This window comes from Singulisphaera photorubra (assembly GCF_045290345.1).
Classification (GTDB): Bacteria; Planctomycetota; Planctomycetia; order Isosphaerales; family Isosphaeraceae; genus Singulisphaera.
Map to the genome: position 1 here is coordinate 3,501,834 of NZ_CP155447.1, position 21,715 is coordinate 3,523,548.

At 63.2% G+C, this 21,715-nt stretch carries 14 protein-coding genes; 7 read left to right on the top strand and 7 right to left on the bottom strand.

Annotated features, from left to right (window positions below; translation table 11 throughout):
* Positions 1–321: 321 nt before the first annotated feature.
* Together V5E97_RS13415 and V5E97_RS13420 are read right to left on the bottom strand one after the other, a co-directional pair.
* Positions 322–540 carry a hypothetical protein gene (locus tag V5E97_RS13415; protein ID WP_406699823.1) on the bottom strand — a complete coding sequence of 73 codons (219 nt, stop codon included), beginning with the start codon at positions 538–540 and terminating at the stop codon, positions 322–324.
* Positions 537–3,491, bottom strand: a complete 2,955-nt coding sequence (locus tag V5E97_RS13420; RefSeq protein ID WP_406699824.1) for a hypothetical protein — start codon at positions 3,489–3,491, stop codon at positions 537–539. Before V5E97_RS13420 ends, V5E97_RS13415 begins: the two co-directional genes overlap by 4 nt.
* A 267-nt stretch (positions 3,492–3,758) precedes the next feature.
* Here V5E97_RS13420 and V5E97_RS13425 point away from each other — a divergent pair, with 267 nt between their 5' ends.
* Positions 3,759–4,046: a hypothetical protein gene (locus V5E97_RS13425; protein WP_406699825.1), complete on the top strand. Its 288-nt coding sequence runs from the start codon at positions 3,759–3,761 to the stop codon at positions 4,044–4,046.
* Positions 4,047–4,147: 101 nt separating this feature from the next.
* Here V5E97_RS13425 and V5E97_RS13430 read toward each other — a convergent pair whose 3' ends face one another.
* Together V5E97_RS13430 and V5E97_RS13435 are read right to left on the bottom strand one after the other, a co-directional pair.
* Entirely contained in the window at positions 4,148–5,170 is a 1,023-nt protein-coding gene (locus V5E97_RS13430; RefSeq protein ID WP_406699826.1) for a M28 family peptidase, read from the bottom strand.
* Positions 5,171–5,224: 54 nt separating this feature from the next.
* The gene (locus V5E97_RS13435) at positions 5,225–5,809 is read right to left on the bottom strand and encodes a Maf family protein (protein ID WP_406699827.1); all 585 of its coding nucleotides are present in this window, start codon (positions 5,807–5,809) and stop codon (positions 5,225–5,227) included.
* A 154-nt stretch (positions 5,810–5,963) separates the two neighbouring features.
* On the opposite strand from V5E97_RS13435, the gene V5E97_RS13440 reads away from it, so the two are divergent.
* The 5 genes from V5E97_RS13440 (at position 5,964) to V5E97_RS13460 (ending at position 15,743) form a co-directional block, all read left to right on the top strand.
* The gene (locus tag V5E97_RS13440) at positions 5,964–11,240 is read left to right on the top strand and encodes a PVC-type heme-binding CxxCH protein (RefSeq protein ID WP_406699828.1); all 5,277 of its coding nucleotides are present in this window, start codon (positions 5,964–5,966) and stop codon (positions 11,238–11,240) included.
* A 133-nt stretch (positions 11,241–11,373) separates the two neighbouring features.
* Positions 11,374–12,795, top strand: a complete 1,422-nt coding sequence (locus V5E97_RS13445) for an enolase C-terminal domain-like protein (RefSeq protein ID WP_406699829.1) — start codon at positions 11,374–11,376, stop codon at positions 12,793–12,795.
* A gap of 332 nt (positions 12,796–13,127) precedes the next feature.
* A complete protein-coding gene (locus V5E97_RS13450; protein WP_406699830.1) occupies positions 13,128–14,711 on the top strand; it encodes an MFS transporter in 1,584 nt (527 codons plus the stop codon).
* Between the two features lie 127 nt (positions 14,712–14,838).
* Positions 14,839–15,318, top strand: a complete 480-nt coding sequence (locus V5E97_RS13455) for an EVE domain-containing protein (RefSeq protein ID WP_406699831.1) — start codon at positions 14,839–14,841, stop codon at positions 15,316–15,318.
* Positions 15,319–15,362: 44 nt separating this feature from the next.
* Complete coding sequence (locus V5E97_RS13460) at positions 15,363–15,743, top strand: VOC family protein (RefSeq protein WP_406699832.1); 381 nt, start codon at positions 15,363–15,365, stop codon at positions 15,741–15,743.
* A 60-nt stretch (positions 15,744–15,803) separates the two neighbouring features.
* Here the strand turns inward: V5E97_RS13460 and V5E97_RS13465 are convergent, their stop codons facing one another.
* Both V5E97_RS13465 and V5E97_RS13470 read right to left on the bottom strand, forming a co-directional pair.
* Positions 15,804–16,007 carry a hypothetical protein gene (locus tag V5E97_RS13465; RefSeq protein ID WP_406699833.1) on the bottom strand — a complete coding sequence of 68 codons (204 nt, stop codon included), beginning with the start codon at positions 16,005–16,007 and terminating at the stop codon, positions 15,804–15,806.
* A gap of 132 nt (positions 16,008–16,139) precedes the next feature.
* Positions 16,140–19,001, bottom strand: a complete 2,862-nt coding sequence (locus V5E97_RS13470; RefSeq protein WP_406699834.1) for a RecQ family ATP-dependent DNA helicase — start codon at positions 18,999–19,001, stop codon at positions 16,140–16,142.
* A 387-nt stretch (positions 19,002–19,388) separates the two neighbouring features.
* Here V5E97_RS13470 and V5E97_RS13475 point away from each other — a divergent pair, with 387 nt between their 5' ends.
* On the top strand, positions 19,389–20,213 hold the full coding sequence (locus V5E97_RS13475; protein WP_406699835.1) for a class I SAM-dependent methyltransferase: 825 nt from the start codon (positions 19,389–19,391) through the stop codon (positions 20,211–20,213).
* Positions 20,214–20,229: 16 nt separating this feature from the next.
* On the opposite strand, the gene V5E97_RS13480 is transcribed toward V5E97_RS13475, so the two are convergent.
* Positions 20,230–21,699, bottom strand: coding sequence for an RtcB family protein (locus V5E97_RS13480; RefSeq protein ID WP_406699836.1), 1,470 nt, complete (start codon positions 21,697–21,699; stop codon positions 20,230–20,232).
* Between the last annotated feature and the right edge of the window lie 16 nt (positions 21,700–21,715).

The window sequence follows — 21,715 nt, forward strand, 5'->3', positions numbered from 1 at the left end:
TCCGGTTCTTGGAACGGCGTAAGGTCTGAAGGTCGACCGGGATCGGCGGGGCGTCCGTCAGGGGGCGGCTCCATAGAAATTGGACGCCCACCGTGGCGGATAGTTCCCGAGACTTGGAAATTGACCGGGGCCGGACCGAATGCCGGAACCTTGACCGGTTCGCTTCTTTCGCTCGGATCGCTCTAGCTTAACATACGATGGAGCGTGCGGCGAGGTTCGCGCCCGATGGGCTGTGGGTTCAGCCTGGGCGCGTGGATTCGCGAGGAAAAATTTCGCACGGCTCCAAAGAATGGGTCACTCAAATCTCATCATGGCTTCGGATTACCGTCGCGTGCGATCTCGCCGGGTGCCTCGCTTGCCGGCCGCGGTGGCGGGGGTTGCCGCACCGGCCGCCGGCTTTGCGCCGGGAACCGTTCGCTTGACCGGATTATCGGCGTACTGGTCGGGTCGACCGGGGCCCGATCCTTCGACCGTCTCGATCTTGAGGTCGTCGAAGTAGGCGTCGCCGAATCCTGCCAGGCCCAGGGTCACGGTCATCATTCCGTCGGCAGGTACCCGGCGGAAGAGGACGACCTTGGAGAACTGGGGATCGAACCATGATTGCGGAACTGTAAGGCCTCTCCACCGATCGAGTCGGTGATGATGATGCCTCCCTGTCCCGGGGTCGAGGGGTTCGCCTTCTGGACGAGGACCGAGATCCGCAGAAACTGCCCGGCGGTGACCCGGATCGGTGGTGTTCGAATGGCCGCGGCGGGGAAATCGAAGAACGGTGCGAATGAGTCGATCGACCGGTTCTCGGCCGGTTCGACCGTCATCTTCAAGAACCGCTGGTCCGGGTCGTCGTCACTGGGAACCGTTGACACATGAGAGTTGATCCCGTCGAGCTGATAGCTCTGGTTGATCCAACCCGCCGACTCGAGCTCGGAGTGGTTGTCGAACGACCCCCCCCTCAGAAGGCTGGCCCCAAAAGAGCGAGCCATCCAGTCGAGCCAGATATAGTGTTGAGGTAAGGAGTTATAACTCACCAGCGGTGGGCTGGCCAACGGCATCAGCAGCATCGGCGTCCGGTTCCTGGCGACTTCCTGTTCCGCCTTGAGCTCATCGACGCTCATGCGCCCCTGACGGGTTCGCGGGGGCTTGGGCGGCTCGGGAGCGACCAGCTTGGCCATGTCTGCATAGCCTTTCGACCACTGAGCGAACATCAGGTGGCGGAGTGTCCGACCCGCGCGTCGGGCTTCGGACCAGGCCAGGGGGTATTCCATCCGCTCGAAGTTTTCTTGGGCCGTTTTGATCATCGAGTCGGCCAGCTTGAGGAGCTTTTCTTCTTCGTTGGGGGGACGGGATCCTACAGGCAAGGGCGCGAGCTTCGAGTCGTTCGGGTCGTAGAGTGTGTGACCGTCGGCAATCAGTCGGTTCGTGGTCTCCTCGACCATGCGGAGCTGAGATCGTGCCTGCTCGATCGCGAGCTGGCAGGCTCTGGGCCGGACCCCACTGATCGCATTGAGGAGTCGATCGGCCATCCCGTGGTCGGTGGTCACCAGAACCAGGCTAGTCACGCCGAAATCGGGCAAGGTGATTCGGATGCCCCCCGGCACACGCTCACGCGCCTCAATTGCCTTGACATCGCCCGGGCTGATCTCGAATGCCTGGGCCGACTCGGGGGCGGGGATGGTGATGTTGAGGTTGTGCTTGGCCATCTGCGATGGTTGGAACTGGGCTCCACCGGCGAAGTCGGCGACCAGGAGCAGCATTCCTTTCTGGTCCTGGGTGGCGATCCCAGCCGCCTTGATGCTTGGGTGCGGCTTCAACTCTTTCGTTTTTGGGACCTGCAAGGTGGGTGCACTTCCCAGCGGAGGGAGTGTAGGAGGATCGAGATCAAAGGTGTCGAAGAGCGGAATCGGACCTTTGCCATTGGCCAGGATCGACTCCATCAGGTCGATCTCTTCGTTGAGGAAGGCGCACTCGATCAGAAGAGGCCGTCCCTCGTCGGTCGTCAGGTCGGCATCACCCCGGAACCCGATACCCCGGTAACCGGCGGCCAGGGCGAGGTACGAGAACAGTCGAACTTGCTCCGGCTGAACCCGCGGCTTGCCCCAGGCGGGGGGTTGGTCATGCCCCCAGATCGATGTCTGAACCGAAAGGGGGGGAGTGGCCGGGAGCCAGGTGAAGAAGTTGCCTTCCAGATTGCTCAGCGCCGTCAGGTCTCTCCGCTGCTTCAGAAACTTGTAGGTGTCGATCGGCTCCTGCGCGGATGCCCAGGCATTGGGGCTGATGGTCATGATCGAGATTCGTTTCGGACCATTGGCAAAGAGGGGCAGCTCGCCATCGACACCGGCCGTCGTCAAATGAGAGACGTTCTGGGGAAGACCTCGGAGGGCGGCAACCGCGGTCCGGATCCGCTCGAGTTCGTGCTTACGGGACTCGAGATCGAGCGCGCTGCCCAGATGGTTCCCCAGATTCCAGAACGCAACATGGTCGCGGAAGGGATAGTTCTTGGCCGCGGCGAACATTCGTTCGGGCTCGATCGGTTTCCCTTCAAGCGTGGCGTCGAGGTCGGGCATGAGCAGGAAGCCCCACTTCACCGCGTCCTTGATCCGCTGGGGGTCGGCATCCACCTTGTCGGCGAGCACATCGAAGCCGAAATGGCTGAGCTGGGCAACGTCGGCATCGGGAGCGTCGATGGCCGTGACGAGCCAGTCGTAGTCGCGATTGTCATTGCCGCGACGCATGAGCTTATTCATACTGTCGAGCTTGACTCGCGCTGTGCTAACGGGCACGGCCGTTGGGGTTTCGGGATTTGATGCCGGGTCAGGCAGGGTCGGGCTCGGGGCTTCGGGTTTGTTGAGGGCGGCCACCGTTTCTTGAGGGACTGGCGAGATCTCCAGGTCGTCGAGGAAGACCTCGGTCTCGCCCATGCCCCCGAAAAGGTTCACGACGACGCGTTCGAGGTAGGCACCCTCGACATCGACTGGGCGACTTGTGGCCGCCCGGAGCACCCGCGCCTGCCGCTCGATCGACGGGCGTAGGCTCGTCAACTCGATCCGTTGCCAGCGATCGTTATTCTCGTAGCCGGTCCCCGGGATCATCACGAAGGAGGGTTGACCCGTGTTCGGGTCGATGTCCTTCGGCAAAACCACGCGGCCGTAGATCCGGACGCCGACCCGGTTGGACCGCACAAACAGCTCAACCTTGAGATTTTCGGGGACGACGACCTTGGGCAAAGGATAGCTATAGAAGAAGGAGCTACCGATCCCGGCGGTGAAATGAAACCGTTCCGCGGTTCGACCGGAGTGAGCCGCGCGACTGGATCGCTCGTGTGCTTGCAGATTGATCGTGGCGTCGGTTTGCTCCTGACGCCAGATGGGCCGGGGCGATTCGAATCCGTCCTGGATCCGCTCGGCCGACTCATCCGCACCCCAAAGCCAGGCGGCGGAGACCGAGACCAAGGCGGTCGATACCAGTAGGACGACCCTTGTTCGACGGAAAAACATCGCCGTGACCTCCATGTCTCAGCTTCCAACCGGCGCAAACCAGTCCGTTCCTAGACTTGAACGCCAAAACCTATCCTAGAGTTGGACGCCTGATCCTATCGGCATCGCCGTTAGTCGGGAAGATCAATGCGTGAACCTGATCAGTTGTCCGCTACCCAGGTCTTCGTAATTGTTAAACCGCATTTAAATCGCCAAATTCCGACGATCGGCAGCCTTTCGCCAAAACGGCGTGGTAAGTTTGGGTAGCACCTTTGATGAGGAACTTCGATGATCGACCAATCGACGAGGTCTGCTCAGCCGTCGAGCGACCTTCTGCCGAGCGAACTCTTGCAGTTGCGTGATCTGGTTCAATCGCAGCCGGCAGGCGTCCGCGCTGAGTTGGAGCCGCTCCTGGACGATGTCCTGGAGCATGCCCTGTTTCGCGGCCGGATTCTCTCGGTCGCCCGTGACGCCCTGGAGCGGCTGAGGCTCGACCTCAACATGGCCCTGTTCGACCTCGACGCCACCCGCCGCGAGCGTGAGGCGCTCCGCGACTTGCTTGGCGAACGGAACTGAACAACGCGCTCACTTCGCTCGTTCCGGCCACGGACGGCCGACCGAGGCCACTTTGCAGTGGCTTCGGGAACGCGCACGTTGCCAGGAACTCTGCTTTGAGCTTAACGCCCGCGAGTTCGGGGCAGAGAGAGCCAGGCGGTGACGACCCGGCCCACTTCCGCCATGCTGGCGCCCGAGCAGTTTTCGGGCAGGTCTTGCGAGGTGTGCCAGTACGGATAGTCGAAGTCGATCACGTCGATCGTGGGAATCCCGCCATTGTTGAGCGGCAGGTGATCGTCCATCACCGCGCGACCGACCCGGTTGCGGAACGCGTTGGCCTTCAACTGGCGCGCGACGGTCCAGACTTCCTTGACGAGCTTCGGGGCGAGGTTGAGGCTGTGCGGCTCCTGATGGATCTTCAGGTTTTTGCCGCCGACCATGTCGAGCACAAGCCCTGCTTCGTAGTTGATGTCGGAAGGACGGCCATCGACACCTTCGACATAGACCCGCGCGAACTCCTTGGAACCGAGGAAGTATTCGCCGTCCCGGCCATAGACCAATTCCTCACCATCGAAGAGGACGAGATCGATCCCCCAGGATGTGGGCAAGGTCTTCAAATGATGGGCGATCTCCATCAACAGTGCGACCCCCGAGGCGCCGTCGTTGGCGCCGATGAACGGAATCGACCGTAGCGCCGGGTTCGGCTCCTCGTCGGGGAAGGGGCGGGTATCGTAATGGACGCCGATGACCACCCGTTCTTTGCGCTCGGGATGCCACGAGCCAATCAAGTTGGCCATGGAGACCCGCTTACCGCTCCTCGGGTCGATGGCGGTGAACGGCTGCTCGCTGACCTTCGCGCCCATCTTCTGGAAGTGAGCCGAGACCATGGCTCGCTGCTTGGCGTTGGCGGCCGACCCGGCCGGCCGTGGGCCGATCTCACAGATTTGGGTGAGGTATTTGAACGCACGGTCGCCGTCGATCGGCGCGGGGACCGGCGTCGGGGCGGCCTCGGCCGAGGTGGGGTGGATCCGCTGGGACAAGGGTAAGGCTACGGCGAAAACCAGCCCGATCAGAACCAGGATCGCGAGTGGCGCGGTGAGGATCGGCATGGGAAGCCATCGCAAGAAGAGAGGGGGACGCCGCATCGGCTCGACTCCTGGAGGGTAACGAGTAGGTGTCCCCATCATACGGGTTCGGCCTCAACGTGTCAGGCTCGGAAACTCCTCGAGCAGGGCGGCGAGCCGTTCCATCGGCAGGCCGACTACGTTCGTGAAGCTGCCCCGGGCGACCGAGACGAATGGGTCGCGATCCTGGACGCCGTACGCCCCCGCCTTGCCTGCCCATCGATTCGAATCGAGGAACGCGCGCCGCTCGGCGTCGTCCAGGACCCGGAACCGGACCACGCTAACCTCGACGGCACCCACCCACTGGTCGCGCTCCGCGCGGTAGAGACAGACGCCCGTGAGAACCTCGGTATCGCGCCCTTCCTGAAGCCGGATCATCCGCTCGGCGTCGGCCCGGTCGAGCGGCTTGTTGAGGATCTCGCCCTCGACCGCACAGGCCGTGTCGGCCGCCAGCACGAGTCCGTCGCCCCGTCGTCGCGCCACGGCCGATGCTTTCCGCCAGGCCAGCATGGCCACGTAGTCGACCGCGAGCGTGCCGGCCTCGGGTTCGGGTTCATCGATGTCAGATGGGTCGACTTCAATGGTGTAGCCGGCCTCGGTCAGCAGTTGCTTCCGCCGGGGCGACGCACTGGCCAAAATCAAACGGACGCTCGTGGGCATGCGCGGCGACTCAAAGGACCATATTTCGAAGGGCGAGGGCTCGGCCGAACCCGGTGCGTCGGCGATCGTATCGCCGGTGGACCCTTGCCAACAAGCGAGAAAGAGACGACTTTCTGAAGTCGGTTCGTGTTCGCGACAGACGAGGAGATCCGCGATGCGCCTGCGATCCTGTCTCTGCCTGTTCCTGCTTGTCCTGACGGCCTCCACTTCTCATGGCGGGTCGGGCGATGCGAATCGCCTGACGTACCTTGAGGAGAACGCCCCTTATGATGTCGGGCTCAAGTTCCCCAAGCTCATCACCCCGCAATGGGTGGGCGAAGACGGGGTCGAGGCGGTCGTTGTCCTGGCGGTCGACGACTTGAAGGAGAACGTAACGCTTTACGAGGCCTATCTCCGGCCGATCCTCGAACGCCTCAAGAAAATCGACGGCCGCGCTGGCCTCAGCATCATGACCTGCAAGGCCGACGGTGCGGATCCAAGGGTCCGGGCCTGGCTCGCCGAAGGGGTGAACCTCGACGTTCACACCCTGACCCACCCTTGCCCGCTCCTCCAGAAGGACAACCTCACCGCGGCGCAGGACGCGGTCCATGGCTGCGTCGACCTGTTGAACGGGATTCCCGGCAACAAGCCGGTGGCGTTTCGGATGCCTTGTTGCGACTCACAGAACACTCCCAGCCCCCGGTTCTACGCCGAGATTTTCAATAAGACGAGCCCAGGCCGAAACTTCCTGACCATCGACTCGTCGGTCTTCCAACTCTTCACGCCCGATGACCCCTCGCTGCCGCGTGAGCTAGTCCAGGATTCCGACGGCCGTGAGCGGTTCCGCAAGTACATCCCGTTCCCGTCGTTCACCAACTACGTTGAGAACTACCCCTATCCCTACGTCCTCGGCAAGCTCTGCTGGGAGTTCCCGTGCAGTGTTCCGAGCGACTGGGAAGCGCAGAACCTTCAGAAGCCCAACAATCCGAAAACGGTTGAGGATATGAAGGCAGCCATTGATGCCGTGGTCCTCAAGCAAGGGGTGTTCAATCTCGTCTTTCATCCGCACGGCTGGATCAAGTCGGAACAAGTTGTCGAGTTGATCGACCACGTGGTGGCCAAGCATGGTAAGAAGGTGAAGTTTCTCAATTTTCGCGAGGCCCAGGAGCGGATCGACAAGAACCTGCTGGGCGGGCAGCCACTTCGCGCCGCGGACGGCATGGATAATGGTGTCCGCGTCCTCGACGTCGATAACGACGGCTACATGGACGTGGTCGTCGGCAACGCGAAGTCCCGACTCACGCGGCTCTGGAAGCCGAGCACGAAACGATGGTCGCTCACGAAGTTTCCCGAGCCGCTGGTCGCCAACGACCCCAACGGCGTTCCGCAACCGCAGGGTCTTTTTGGTTGCTTCAACCCCGACGGTCGAGCCGCCTTGATCGCTCCGGCTCCGGATTCTCATTCATGGGCGATTCACCGCTTTGTCGGTGGGGGCAAAGAGGTTGATCCTGAGAACGCACTCGCGTTGGTGGATCCCTCGACTCTCCCCGCCGGCTGGGAACGTGATCCGCAACTCAGCCAAGGACTGGATGCCCTCTCCACGCGTCCCAACGGACCGGTCGGGGTGACGAGCCTTCCCCAGGGACTTCGTGCCCGCGACCTCAACGGCGACAGTCGTTGTGAGATCATCCTGAGCAATGACGCCAACGGTCTGGTCCTCGCCTGGTCCGCGGTTGATTCCCAATCCAGCCCGCTCTCGGGGGAGGGCAAGTCGGCCTGGAAACCGCTTGATTTCCGGCTGCCGCCTGGTGCCCAGGTGGTCGATCGCGAGGGGCGCGATGGTGGCTTGCGATTTGTCGACGTGGATGAAGATGGCCATGACGACGTTCTCTTTTCACACTCGCCCTTCCCCAAGAAGGCCGACTCGCCCGCGACGGACTTTGATTACGGCCTTTTCCTCTTCGATTCCCTGGCCAAAGGCTGGTCATGCGACGTCTTGAAGGGCCAGCGCGGCGACGCGAACGCGCTTCCCTTGATCGCTCAAGCGGGAATGAACCAGGGGATGTGGATCCATTCCCGTCATCTCTGGTGGCAGAATGAGGCGACCGCCAAGCTTCCCAACCTCGTCGATCGTCGCGCGTTCAACGACCTCCTCCAAGGGGTGGAGTCGAAGGCGAAATCCCCCGAGGCCTCGCGCCGATCGATCCGGGTGAATCCGGGCTTTGCCGTCGAACTCGTCGCCAGTGAACCCCTGGTGGAAGACCCGATCGCCATCGAATGGGGGGCCGACGGCCGGCTCTGGGTGCTCGAGATGGGGGACTATCCCCTTGGCCGCGATGGAAAAGGGAAGGCCGGCGGACTGATTCGAACGCTCGAGGATAAAGACGGTGATGGCCGGTACGACAAGGCGACCCTCTTTCTCGATGGGCTCGCCATCCCGAGCGGGTTGCTCCCCTGGCGTAACGGGGTTTTGGTCGCCTGTGCTCCGGACATCTTCTATGTCGAAGACCGCGATGGTGACGGCAAGGCCGATCACCGCGAGGTCCTCTTCACCGGCTTCCGCGAGGGGAATCCGCAGCACCGAGTCAACGGGTTCGAGCTCGGCCTCGATGGCTGGGTCTATGGAGCCAATGGTGATAGCGGTGGCGATATTCGCTCGATCCAGACGGGGGCCACGGTCAACATCAACGGCCGTGACTTTCGATTCCGGCCCGACGACGGTCGATTCGAGGCAGAGAGCGGCCAGACCCAGTACGGCCGGCATCGCGACGACTGGGGGAACTGGTTCGGCAACAACAATCCTAACTGGGCCTGGCACTATGTGCTCGCCGACTCTGACCTTCGCCGTAACCCTCAGTTCGCCGCGCCCGACACAAAGCAGATGCTCGAGGCGGACAATAAGCTCTACCCTTTGAGCCGGACCTTGGCCCGGTTCAACGAACCGCATTCGGCCAACCGGGTCACCTCGGCCAACAGCCCCACTCCGTATCGCGACGACCTGTTCGGGCGGCACTTCGAGAACAGCCTCTTTGCCAGTGATCCGGTTCACAACCTCGTCCACCGGATGATCCTCGAACCGTCCGGGGCGTCGTTCGTTGGGAAACGCGGACCCGACGAGGCCGAACGCGAGTTCCTCGCCTCGACGGACAACTGGACCCGCCCCACGATGCTCAAGACCGGGCCGGACGGAGCGCTCTGGATCGCTGATATGTACCGCGCTGTGATCGAGCATCCCGAATGGATTCCTGACGACTGGGAGGCGAAACTCGACCTGCGCGCGGGGAGCGAACAGGGGCGAATCTATCGCGTCTACCCGGTGGATCAGAAACCTCGGCCGATTGCCCGGCTCGATCGGCTCGATACTGCGGGGCTGGTCGCCGCACTCGACAGTCCGAGCGGCTGGCAGCGCGACACCGCCCAGCGCCTTTTGCTGCACAAGGGAGATCGAACGGCCGCGGGAGCGTTGCGCGAGCTCGCGGCCAAGAGCCCCCGGCCCAAGACGCGGTTGCAGGCGCTCTGGACCTTGCAAACGCTCGAGGAGCTGAGCCCGCCGACCGTCATCGGTGCCCTGTCCGACCCGCACCCGCAAGTGCGCCGCAATGCGATCAAGGCTGGCGCGGGACTGCTCAAGACTTCGCCCGAGCTTGGTGAGGCGATGCTTCGCCTGACCGGCGACCCCGATCCCCAGGTCCGCTTCCAGCTTGCCTTGAGCCTGGGCGATTGGAACGACCAGCGAGCCGGCCGTGCCCTCGCAACCCTGATCCAACGAGAACCGAACGATCGATGGTTCCGCGCGGCTGTGCTCAGCTCGGCCGTCCCGCATGTCGGTACGATCATCGCCGCACTCTTTGAGAACGCGAAGGACGAGGCTCCCCCCACCTTGATCCTCGACCCATTGTTCGCCCTGGCCGCGACCGCAAAGGAATCAGAAGGGCTCGCGTCCCTGGTCGCGACCTTGAGCACGCCCGCGGGGCAGGGGGGCCAGTTCGCCTCCTGGCAGTTCTCGGCCCTGGCAAGCTTGCTCGATGCCTCGGCCCGCGCTCGAAAGCCTGTGGCTCAGACCGATCTGAATCGGTTCGAGAAGATCCGGGAGGCCGCTCGCACGCTCGCCGGCGACGACAAGGCCGGTGAGGAGGACCGACTCGCGGCGGTTCGGTTGCTTGGTCGCGACAAGGCGTCGCAGGCCTTGGACCGGCCCCGGCTGGTCGGACTGCTTCGTCCCCAGGTCTCCGGCACACTTCAGCAGGCCGCCGTCGCCGCCCTCAGCCGAGGAGACGATCCGCAAGTCCCCACGATTCTGATCGACGGCTGGAAAGGACATTCCCCCCAACTCCGCACCACGATCCTCGATACACTTCTCAGCCGTGATGTTTGGACCAAGACTCTCCTCTTTTCGCTCGAGGACACCTGCCTCCCCCCCGCCGAGATCGGGCCGACGCATCGCCGCAGGCTGCTGAGCCACCGGGATGCCGCGATCAAGGCCCGCGCCGAGGCGGTCTTCTCACGCGAGACGAGTACACGGCAAGAGGTCATCGCCGCGTACCAGACCGCCACGACCTTGCCAGGTAACGTGGCCTCGGGTGCAGTCTTGTTCAAGAAAGTCTGTGCGACTTGCCATCGGGTCGGCCAGGAGGGGGCCGAAGTTGGCCCCGACCTCGCCGCCTTGACCGACAAATCGCCCGGGGCCCTGCTGGTGGCAATCCTCGACCCAAACCGGGCGTTGGAAGCGAAGTACGCGAACTTCACGGTTCAGACGACCGACGGGCGGGTCTTGACGGGCCTGATCGCCAGCGAGACCGCCACGGCCGTGACACTCCGACGCCAGGAAGGGAAGGAAGATGTCCTGCTCCGGGCGGAGATCGACGAGATCGCGGCGTCCGGCCAATCCCTGATGCCTGAAGGATTGGAGAAGGACCTCAAGCCGCAGGAGGTTGCCGACTTGCTCGCTTTCCTGGGGACGACCGGACCTCCTCCGAAGCAGGTGGAAGGGAACCGGCCGGAACGAGTGACTTCAGGACCGGACGGAACGGTTGCCCTTCGTGCCGAGACGGCGGAGTTGTATGGTGATACACTCACGTTCGAGGCCAAGCACAAGAACCTGGGTTACTGGGGACGCCCCAGCGATCGCGCAGCCTGGCAATTCGTGACCGAGCGGCCCGGCCGCTACCGCGTCTGGATCGATTGGGCGTGCGACGATGGCTCGGCGGGTAACTCTCTCCTGCTCGAACTCGGTACTCAGCGGATCGAGCACCCCGTCACGGGAACCGGCGACTGGGATACCTATCGATTGGCCGACATCGGCGAGGTGACGCTCGCGCCAGGGATCCACCGGCTTGAACTTCACTCCGCGGGGCCCGTGAAAGGGGCGTTGTTCGACCTGCGTTCGGTCGAGCTTCGGCCGGTTGCGGACCCAACGAAGCCAGCCACAACGGGTTCGTGCTGCAACCCCTAGTTTGTGTTCCCACCCTTGTTTTTGTACGGTGGGCAGGGCCCACATCGCTCGACGATTTTTCTGCCAATATTTGATGATGCTTTTCGTATTCGCACCCGAGTTGATGCGAATTTGAGCTAGAAGAGGATGATTCATGCCTCCGTCCAATGAACTCGACGTCCGTCCGATCGCCGTCTCGCTTTACTACCTGCCGATCAAGACGCGGGTTCCCTTGAAGTTTGGGCCCGAGATCACGACCGAAGTGACGTGCGCACGCGTCCGCCTGACAGTCAGCGATGCGCTGGGCCGCGAGGCCGTCGGCTGGGGAGAGACTCCGCTGAGCGTCCAGTGGGTGTGGCCGAGTTCGCTCTCGTACGAGGCCAGGCTTGACGTCTTGAAGCGGTTCACCGTGCTGTTGGTGGATGCCTGGACCTGTTTCGAACAGACCGGGCACCCGCTTGAAGTCGGCCAATCGTTCCTGGAACAGGTTCTTCCGGGCCTGCTCGAGGCAATCAATGTGGAGCGAGGCCTGGACGCCGAGCCGATGCCCTGGCTGGCGGCCCTGGTCTGCTGCTCGGCGTTCGACCTGGCGCTTCATGACGCCTACGGCGTCTTGCATGGCGTGCCGACCTACCAGACCTATAACAAGTCGTTCATGAATGACGACCTCTCGCGCTATCTTACTCCCGCCGAAGGGACCGCCGTTTCCTTTGTGGGGAAGTATCCCGAAGACTTCTTCGCGACCCCCCCGGCCACGAAGCTACCGGCGTGGCATCTGGTCGGCGGTAAAGATCCGTTGGACTCGTCGGAGCTGACTGGCGAAGAGCCCGACGATGGCTATCCCGTGCTCTTGCGCGACTGGATCAAGCGAGATGGTCTGAATTGCCTCAAGGTCAAGTTGCGGGGTGACGACTACGCGTGGGACTATGACCGGCTGGTCAAGGTGGGCCAGATCGCTGTCGACGAAGAGGTGGATTGGCTCACCGCCGACTTCAATTGCACGGTCGACGACCCGAGTTACGTGAACCGAATTCTCGACCAGTTGGTCGAGGAATACCCACGTCTGTATGGAATGATCCTCTACGTTGAGCAACCCTTCCCGTATGAGCTCGAAACCCATCGGATTGACGTTCACAGCGTCTCCGCGCGGAAGCCGCTGTTCATGGACGAGAGTGCGCATGACTGGCACCTGGTCCGGCTCGGCCGGTCCTTGGGGTGGACCGGGGTCGCGCTGAAAACCTGTAAGACGCAAACCGGGGCGCTGTTGAGTCTCTGCTGGGCGAAGGCGCATGGCATGACGCTGATGGTTCAAGACTTGAGCAATCCGATGCTTGCTCAGATTCCTCACGTCCTCCTGGCGGCTCATGCGGGGACGATCATGGGAGTCGAGACCAATGGGATGCAGTATTACCCCGAGGCCTCCCGAGCGGAGTCCGTCGTCCATCCTGGCCTCTACCGCCGCGTTGGTGGGGTTCTCGACCTCTCCACTTTGAGTGGGCCGGGGTTCGGATACAAGCTCGACACCATCGAGCGTGACTTGCCCACGCCGGCCGCGGAGGGGCGTTGGATCGGCTAATCAGTGGCCAGCCCGAATGAGTTGTTGTTTGGAGAGCTTGTTCGGATCGTTTCCATTTGCGGAGGGCTGGGGGCTGTCGTAGGCCCCCAGCCCTCTGCCTTTTCTCTCGGCACACGGGGACCGAGTCTGGAACTCGAGGCTCCCGGACTGATGATCCCTCGCTTGTGGCCATGAGGCTGTTCGCTTGAACCTGAATGGGGCCGAAGGTGTCCGGGGAGGGACCCTGAGACCTCGGGTTCCCTCCCGGGCCCTCTTGGCGGGTTCAATAGAATAGTTGGTATTCGCCGGAACGATGCCGGGTTTGCTGATCTCAAGGTCGCAGGGAGTTCATTATGTCGGTGGAGGAAAACGAGGCCACGATGCCCGGTCGGGCCATGGTCACGCTGGCGCTTTTGCTGGCGATGGCGGTCGCGGCCCTGGAGCAAACCGTGGTCTCGACCGCGATGCCGAGCATCATCGCCCAGTTGAAGGGACTCGATATTTACCCCTGGGTCTTCTCGGCCTACCTGCTCGCCGCCACCGTCTCGACGCCGATCTATGGGAAGCTGGCCGATATTTTCGGGCGCAAACGAATTCTCCTCTTTGGATTAGGATTATTCGCCCTCGGTTCGATGCTCTCGGGAATGGCCCAGAGCATGCCTGCCCTGATCGCGATGCGGGTCGTGCAAGGTCTGGGGGCCGGGGCACTCGGACCGATCGTCTTGACCATGCTGGGTGATCTTTTCACCCTTCAGGAGCGGGCCAAGGTCCAAGGGCTCTTCAGTGCCGTCTGGGGAGGATCGAGCCTGATCGGGCCTGCCTTGGGAGGGGTTTTGACCGATCAGCTTTCGTGGCGCTGGGTTTTCTTTGTCACGGTTCCGTTCGGTCTGATCGCGGCCTGGATCCTGATGCGCTACGTCCATGAAAAGGTGGAGCGCAAAAGCGTGGCCCCGATTGACTGGGCAGGAGCGACTTTGCTGGCGGTGGGCTCGTTCCTCTTGCTGATGGGTGTCTTGGGGGGGAGCGAGATCTCCACGGCAGGAACGGTTGGTTTACTTGCCACGTCAGCCGTCATGCTCGTTCTTTTCGTGCGCCAGGAGCGGGTGGCGGCCGATCCGGTCTTGCCGCTCGACCTGGTGCTCTCGCCGAACATCGGCGCGGCGATTCTCGGGAGTTTTCTGATCGGTGCCTTGCTGTTCGGGATCGATACTTACATTCCCCTGTTCATGCAGGGGGTGCGCGGTGGGACGGCGACCGCGGCGGGGCAGATGATCACGCCGCTCTTCCTCTCGTGGTCGATCAGTGTTGCGGTTGCGGCGAAAGTCGTGGTGCGGCTTGGGTTCCGGCGGACGGCCGCAGTGGGCTCGTTCCTGATCGCCGCGGGTGTCCTCAGCCTGGTCGTGGGCGCGGCCCGGCCCGCCTCCCCGGTATACATATTCTTGAACGGGATGGTGGTGATCCGCGAACCGTACTTCCTGGCCGGGATGGTGGTGATCGGGATGGGCATGGGACCCGCCTCGTTGAGTTACATCCTGAGCGTGCAGAACCAGGTCACGTGGGGCCGGCGGGGAGTGGCCACCGGGGCGGTGACCTTCTTTCGGACGATGGGAGGAGCGCTTGGGGTCGGCGTGCTGGGGGCGACGCTCGGCTTCATGCTGGCGGGTCGGATCGCGGCCTCCAACGCGGTCGGAATCGACATTGCCGCCGCGCTTCGGCCGGAGACTCACAAGTTACTCACGATTCCCCAACTCGCGGCCGTTCAGGAGGCGCTCAGGCTGTCGCTCCGCGATGTCTTTCTCCAGATGTTCGCCATGGCCATCCTCGCCTGCCTCTGTTCGTTCGGTCTTCGGGGGGGGCGGGCGATTGCTCAAGGGAGTCAAACGACGAACGAGCTGGACCGGGAGGCCGTCGAGCTGGCGGTCGGTATCGAGCATTGATTGGCGAGGAATCGGCCTCGGCACGGTTCCTCGATTTGGTATGCTCTGGCCCGCTGTCCTCCACGCCAACCGGCGTGGGGGACCTTTGGCCGCCAACGATTCCCCTCCGACTGGGTCGTGAACGCGCATGGCAAACTGGCTGTTCAAGTCCGAGCCCAACTGTTTCTCGTACGCCGACCTCGAAGCCAGGCCCGACCGCACGACCGGCTGGGATGGCGTCCGAAACTTCCAGGCGAGAAACATGCTTCGCGACGCGGTCGAAGTTGGAGATCGCGTCCTGTTCTATCACTCGAACGCCAATCCGCCGGCCATCGCCGGGATTGCCGAAGTCGTTCGCGCGGCCCACGCCGACCCGACTGCGTTCGACCCCGATGCGCAACACTACGACCCCAAGAGCGACCCGGAGAAACCGACCTGGTTTCAGGTCTCGATCCGGGCGGTGAAAGCGATCGACCCGCCCCTCGGCCTGCCCGAGCTCCGCACGGTCAACGCCCTCAGTGGCATGGAGTTGCTTCGTAAGGGGAGCCGGCTCTCGATTCAGCCGGTCAGTGACGCCGAGTGGGACGCGGTCATCGCCTTGACCGCAAAACCGAAGAAAAAGAAGTAAGCAAGACCCGGTGACTGACGATCTCGGATTCGGAGACGCTTCGCATGGCCAAGATTGAGCATTTCGCGATCTACGCGAAGGACGCCCCGGCGCTCAAGGACTTTTACGTCGACGCCATGGGCATGCGCGTGGTGCTCGAGAGTGGCGGCAATCCCCCCGGCTACTTCCTCGCCGACGAGGGGGGAATGGCCATCGAAATCATTGGTCGGCCCCCCGGAGAATCGGCCGCCAACCAGCGCTGGGTCTGCCACCTTGCCTTCTGGGTCGACGACTTCGCCGCGGCCCGAGCGGCCCTGGAGGCGCGTGCGATCGTTTTCGAGACGGATACCGCCGTCGACAACGACACGATGCGCACCCTTTTCTTCAACGATCCCGAGGGGAACCGCGTTCAGATCGTCTGGCGGGGCCGGCCACTCGGCTCGTGACGACGACCCCAGCGCGATGAAGCCGTTGCCCTTCCTTTGCCCTACCTGGACTCGCCTCGCTCAGGCCGACTGGCTCTGAGCGGGGATTTCGCCGCGCCACTCGATCCGATAATGATTTTCCACGGCGAATTTTTCGATCTCGCCTCGCGACTGGGGAACCTCGGTCCGGGAGATCTCGCGGTAGAAACCACTCCCTGAGCGTTTCCAGGAGACTTCCTCGCCGTACCAGAGACCATCAAGATAGTAGACGATCAAGCATTTCATGGCCGCGAATCCCGCAGGTTCCGGGACTGGACCGTGAGTGGCCCTGATCCCTGATGAGGCATGACCGGAGGTCTTCGGTTGGATCAAGAAGACCAGGACATGATAAGAGACGGCAAGCGACCTGCCAAGCCTTTATCCCTGGGCCCGGCAGGCCAGGTAGAGGTTCCACATCGCTTCGGACGCGTCACGGTAGGGCGTAGGCGTGGCGCTCCCCTGTTCGGCCCTCCACTCGTCCCACCGCCGGAGCACTTCGGGGTCGAGGAACGCCTCCGGCGCGACCTTTCGTCCCTGGCGAGCGGCCAGGGTCAAGTGGCGAAGGATCGCCGCGAGGTCGAGGCCTCGGATCGACGCGGCCTCGTCGAGTGTGAAGCCGCGATCGATCAGGCGGCAGGACCATTCCTCGGTCGGGACCAACGCGGAGGACGGCGACCGGTCCGTCCGGCCCTCGGCCTCCGTTTGCGTGGACTTGGATTTCGCCGGTCGAGATTCTGCCTTGGGCGCGGGCACGGCTTTCGGCAAGGAAGCAGGAGGGGCGTCAGGCAATGTTGCGGCCGGGCGGCCGGCGTGTTGAGCGATCGCGGCGAGAAGGGATGCTCCATGGCGCTCGAGACGCGCGGGGCCCAACCCTTTGATCCCGGCAAGTTCCTTGGGGGTCGACGGCCGCTCTCGGACCAGCGCTTCCAGGGTCTGGTTATTGAAAATGCAGTAGGAGGGCTGTTTTGCCTCACGAGCCCATTCGCTGCGCAGTGTTTTGAGGTGTCCCCAGAGCGGGTCGCCCGCCAGCTCCGAGGTGTCGGAATCGCTGGGATCTTCCTCCTGGGCGGCGGGCTGCGGGGAAGCCGAGGCGCGAGGGGGGGCCAGGCGTTCCAGTCCGCCGTTGGTGAGTTTGGCGGCGATCGGGTCGGGGAGAGTCAGGACGAGCGGATGGGGGACTTGCCCTTTGAGTAATTCCCAACCGTGCGCGGTCAGGTTGGCGACCGGCCGGAACCGGTCCACTTCTTGATATTCGACGAACCCGGATGAGGCCAGCGCATCGAGGATCTGAACGACTTCGGGCTGGCGAAACTCGGCCAGGATCCCATAAGTGCTCAGATGCTTCAGTCCCCATCGGTCCATCTTTTCGGAACCGGAACCGGTCAGCATCTGAGCGATGACGGTCTTTCCGAAACGCCCCTTGGCGCGGGCGACTCCGGAGAGGACCTTGAGAACGACCTCCCGCCCCGCCACCGTATCGATCGGGGTCCCGGCGTGAGGGGCGGCCAGGCCGTCGCCCAGGCCGCAGTTGTCGCAGTGCCCGCAATGGACCCGCGAGGCTGAGGCATCGCCGAAGTAGCTCAGAATATACGAGCGGCGGCACTGACGGGTCTGGGCATAGCGGATCATTCGCTCGAGCTTGTCGTACTCACGCTGCTTGCGTTTCTCGAGTGCGGCAAAGTCGATCTCGAGGTCGCGTGCCTTGCGACTCCGGTCGATCACCCGGATGGCGTTGCCCCGGAACGGTGGGATGTAATCGACCGGCAGTTCCGAGGCCAGGGCCCGAATTGCCCGGTTGAGCGCGGGGCGGTCGAGTCCGAGCGTGGTGGCGAAATCATCCGGATGGAAGTAGACGGTTTCCCCGAATCGGCGATTGACCAGTCCTTCCAGACCCAGCAGGACAAGCCGCTGGACGTGGGCCTGGGATCCGAGGTGCCGGGTCAGGCTGGGCTCGTCGGCCTCGGCATTGATCCGGATGATCGCCATGTTCTCGCGGGGGAGGAACTTCTCGAGTGCGCCCGCCCCTTCGAGGATCTTGATCGCCGTGCCGACGGCCGACTCGTTCAGCTCGATCCCGGCCGACTCCTTGATCTCGGCGTAGGTGAGCTCGATCGGATCCGACTCGAGGGCACGGAGGAAGTTGAAAACCTTATAAACCGTTTCGGCCGGGGGATACTCATTGTCGATGAACATCTCCTGGAGGAACCGATCCCCCAGGGCAAAGAGGAGCACGCAACGGGCGGAATTCCCATCGCGTCCCGCGCGCCCGGCCTCCTGATAGTAGGCCTCGAGCGTCCCCGGCATGTTGAAGTGGATCACCGAGCGGATATTGGCTTTGTCCACACCCATGCCGAACGCGTTGGTCGCGACGACGATCTCAGCCTCGCCCGACATGAAGCGATCTTGGGCGGAGTTCCGTTCTTCGCGACTCAGCCCCGCGTGGTAGATCGCGACGGAGCGATTCAGGTGGGTCTCGAGGAACTGGCCGACGGATTCGCAACGGGCGCGGCTCGACGCGTAGATGACCGCGGGTCCTCGGTTCTGTTCGAGCGAGTGCGCGAGCGCCACCAGCTTGTCGGCGTCGCGCCGGGCTTCGACGACGGCATACCCGAGGTTAGGGCGGTCGAACCCGGTGACGAATTGCGCCGGGTCCTGGAGATCGAGCTGGTCGGCGATATCCCGGCGCACCAGGTCGGTGGCGGTGGCCGTGAGCGCGATGCAGGGGGGCGAACCGATCCGCCGTCGCGCCAGGCCGATTTTCGCGTAGTCAGGGCGAAAGTCGTGCCCCCACTCGCTAATACAGTGGGCCTCGTCGACCGCCAGGAGCGAGGGGCGGACCTTCGCCATTGCCTCCACGAACCGGGGGCTGCGGAACCGCTCGGGAGCGACATAGACGAGGTCGTACTGCCCCGCCTCGATTTCCTGGAGCCGCGAACGTTGTTCGGCCGGGTCGAGCGAGCTGTTCAGCAAGGTGGCTCGCACCCCTCGCTGAATCAAGACGTCCACCTGATCCTTCATCAGCGCGATGAGCGGGCTGACGACCAGGGTCATCCTGGGCAGGAGGAGGGCGGGTAACTGGTAGCAGAGACTCTTGCCGCCGCCGGTCGGCATCACGCAGAGGACGTCGCGTCCCTGGACGACGTTCTCGATCACCTCGCGTTGGCCAGGCCGAAATCGCTCCAGGTCGAACCGCGCACGGAGCGTCTGTTCGAGGTCGATCGCGCTTTCGGCCAGACTCATGAACGTCGATCCTTCGGGATGAGCACTGCTAAGGGTTTACATTATAGAGAAATCAACCTCTCCAGGCGAGCGAGGATAGCAGGTTGGCAGATGGACAGGTTAGGGCTTGCTCGGCAGATTTCCACAAAATTCGCGAGTTCGTTGGGTGAGCTTGACCATGGCGGCTCGCCGCTCGGGCTGACACCGGCTGTGAAGGAAGCAGCCGAGCCGGCCGTGCGTGATGGATCTTGACGAAAACAAAGAGTTGCATTAAATCCATGCGCGAACGCGCCTCTCGCCGTCCCGGAATGGAGGCGCTGAGTGGGCGAGAGCCCTGCCCGTTACGGATCCTGAGGGAACCTGACGGAACACTCCCACTCGTTATCGAGAGTTCAAAAGAGGATCGCCATGCCCCTCGCGGCCAAGGTTTCCGGCATTGCCACGTCCTTGCATCGGCGATTTCGAGCACGCGAATGTGGGGATGAATCGGTCGCTCCGCCTCAAGTGCTCCCGCCGGCTCTCGATCCGGTCGTCGAGGAGCTCGTCGAGGTTTTTCGCCAGCGGGTCCAGGAGAAGTGGTCGAGTCCGGAGCATCAGGCGTTCCTCGAGAACGACCTGAACCACATTCGCCGCTATGCGCTTTCCTTGAGCTGGATTCCTCAGGGGGAAGGGCGCGTCCTCGACCCTGCCTGTGGAGCGGGGCATTTCGGCGAAGTCCTCCGCGGGCAGCGTGGGTATACCCTTGAAACGCCTGGTTTCTTCAACCTGGAGAAGGATTCCGCGCCGTATCCCGACGCGACCTTCGACGGGGTCCTCTTGATGGAAGTGCTCGAGCATTTCACGTCCGACCCGATGTTCGCCCTCGCCGAGCTGAACCGGGTCTTGAAGCCGGGGGGCTTCTTGCTCCTGACGACCCCCAACCTCGCGAGTTGGGTTGCCTTGCACAACCTGATCAACCACGCCTCCCCTTACCTCTACGGCGTTTTCATCCGCCAGGGGGACACGGACCGACACAACCGCGAGTACACCGTGGACGAGGTGGGCAAGCTGGTCACCGCCGCCGGGTTCCAGGTCGAGCGGCTGGCAGGGGTCGTGGCCTATCCGTCGCACGACCACTTGCCAGCCATTCCCGGGGTCGACCCACGAGATCGCGGCGACACCACGTTCTGCCTCTGCCGAAAGTCGGGGCCGGTGGTCGAGCGCTATCCCGACTGGTTGTACACCTCGTGGTGAGCGCGCCGAGTCGGTCTTAGCCTTTGATGACGCCGACCGGACGGAGCCGGGCGACTTTTTTCGAAATCCCCGCCTTGTCGACGACCTCGACGACCTGGTCGACGTCTTTGTAAGCCGCCGGCTGCTCTTCGGCCAATCCCTTGTGACCCCGAGCGCGGACGATGATGCCGATCGCGTCGAGTTCCTTGTCGATCCGTCGATCGCCCGCGAGTTTGACGGCGGCCGTCCGGCTCATCATGCGGCCGGCGCCATGGCAGGTGGTGCCGAACGTTTGCTCCATGCTTCCCGGCAGGCCGGCAAGGACCCAACTTGCGGTCCCCATACTCCCTGGGATGATCACCGGCTGACCAATCTTTTGGTACTCGTCGGGGATTTCCGGGTGGCCGGGGGGGAAGGCGCGGGTGGCTCCTTTGCGATGGACGCAGACCTGCTTGGAGATGCCGCCGCCGATCTCGTGGTGTTCGAACTTGGCGATGTTGTGCGCCACGTCGTACACGAGGTCCATGCCGAGCGATTCCCAGGGAGTCCCGAGGACTCGGGCGAAGACCTCGCGCGCCTGGTGCGTGAGCAACTGCCGGTTGCACCAGGCGTAGTTCGCCGCCGCGCGCATCGCTCCGAGGTACGCCTGTCCTTCGGGACTGCGGACCGGAGCGCAGGCGAGCTGAGGGTCGGGCAGCGAGAAGCCGTAACGCTTGGGGGCGCCTTTGAAGACCCCAAGATAGTCGTCGCAGACCTGGTAGCCGAGCCCGCGCGAGCCCGAGTGGATTAGGACGGTGACCTGTCCCTCGCGGAGCCCCATCACGGCGGCCCCTTCCTGGTCATGGATCCGGTCCACAACCTGGACCTCGAGAAAGTGATTTCCCGAGCCAAGCGTACCGCACTGGTCATAACCGCGCGTGAACGCACGGTCGCTGACCCGATCGGGATCGGCCCCATCGAGCCGGCCCCCCGCCTCGGTGAACCCGAGGTCGCGCACGGTTCCCCACCCTTGCTCGACGACGTAGGCTGAACCTTGCTCCATCAATCGGCTGAGCTTCGGCTTATCGAAAAGGAATCGGCCACGCTGCCCAACGCCCGTGGGAATTTCGCGGAAAAGCTCGTCGACGAGCGGGCGAATCCGCGGCTTGACCTCCTCCCAGGTGAGGTTGGTGCGGAGGAGCCGGACACCGCAATTGATGTCGTAGCCGACCCCACCAGGCGAGATCACGCCCCCTTCCTCCGGGTCGGTGGCGGCGACGCCCCCGATGGCGAAGCCATACCCCCAGTGAATGTCGGGCATCGCCAGGCTGGCTTTCTGAATTCCCGGTAGGGTCGCTACGTTCACGACCTGCTCCGGCCCCTGATCTTTCTTGATCTGGGCGATCAACGACTCGTCGGCGAAGATCAGGCCGTCGACGCGCATATCCTCCCGGTAGGTCTTGGGGATCCGCCATTGGCATGTCCCGACCTGCTCTAACGGACCGGTGTAACCGCCATTTTTAGCCATCGATAGATTCCGTAAT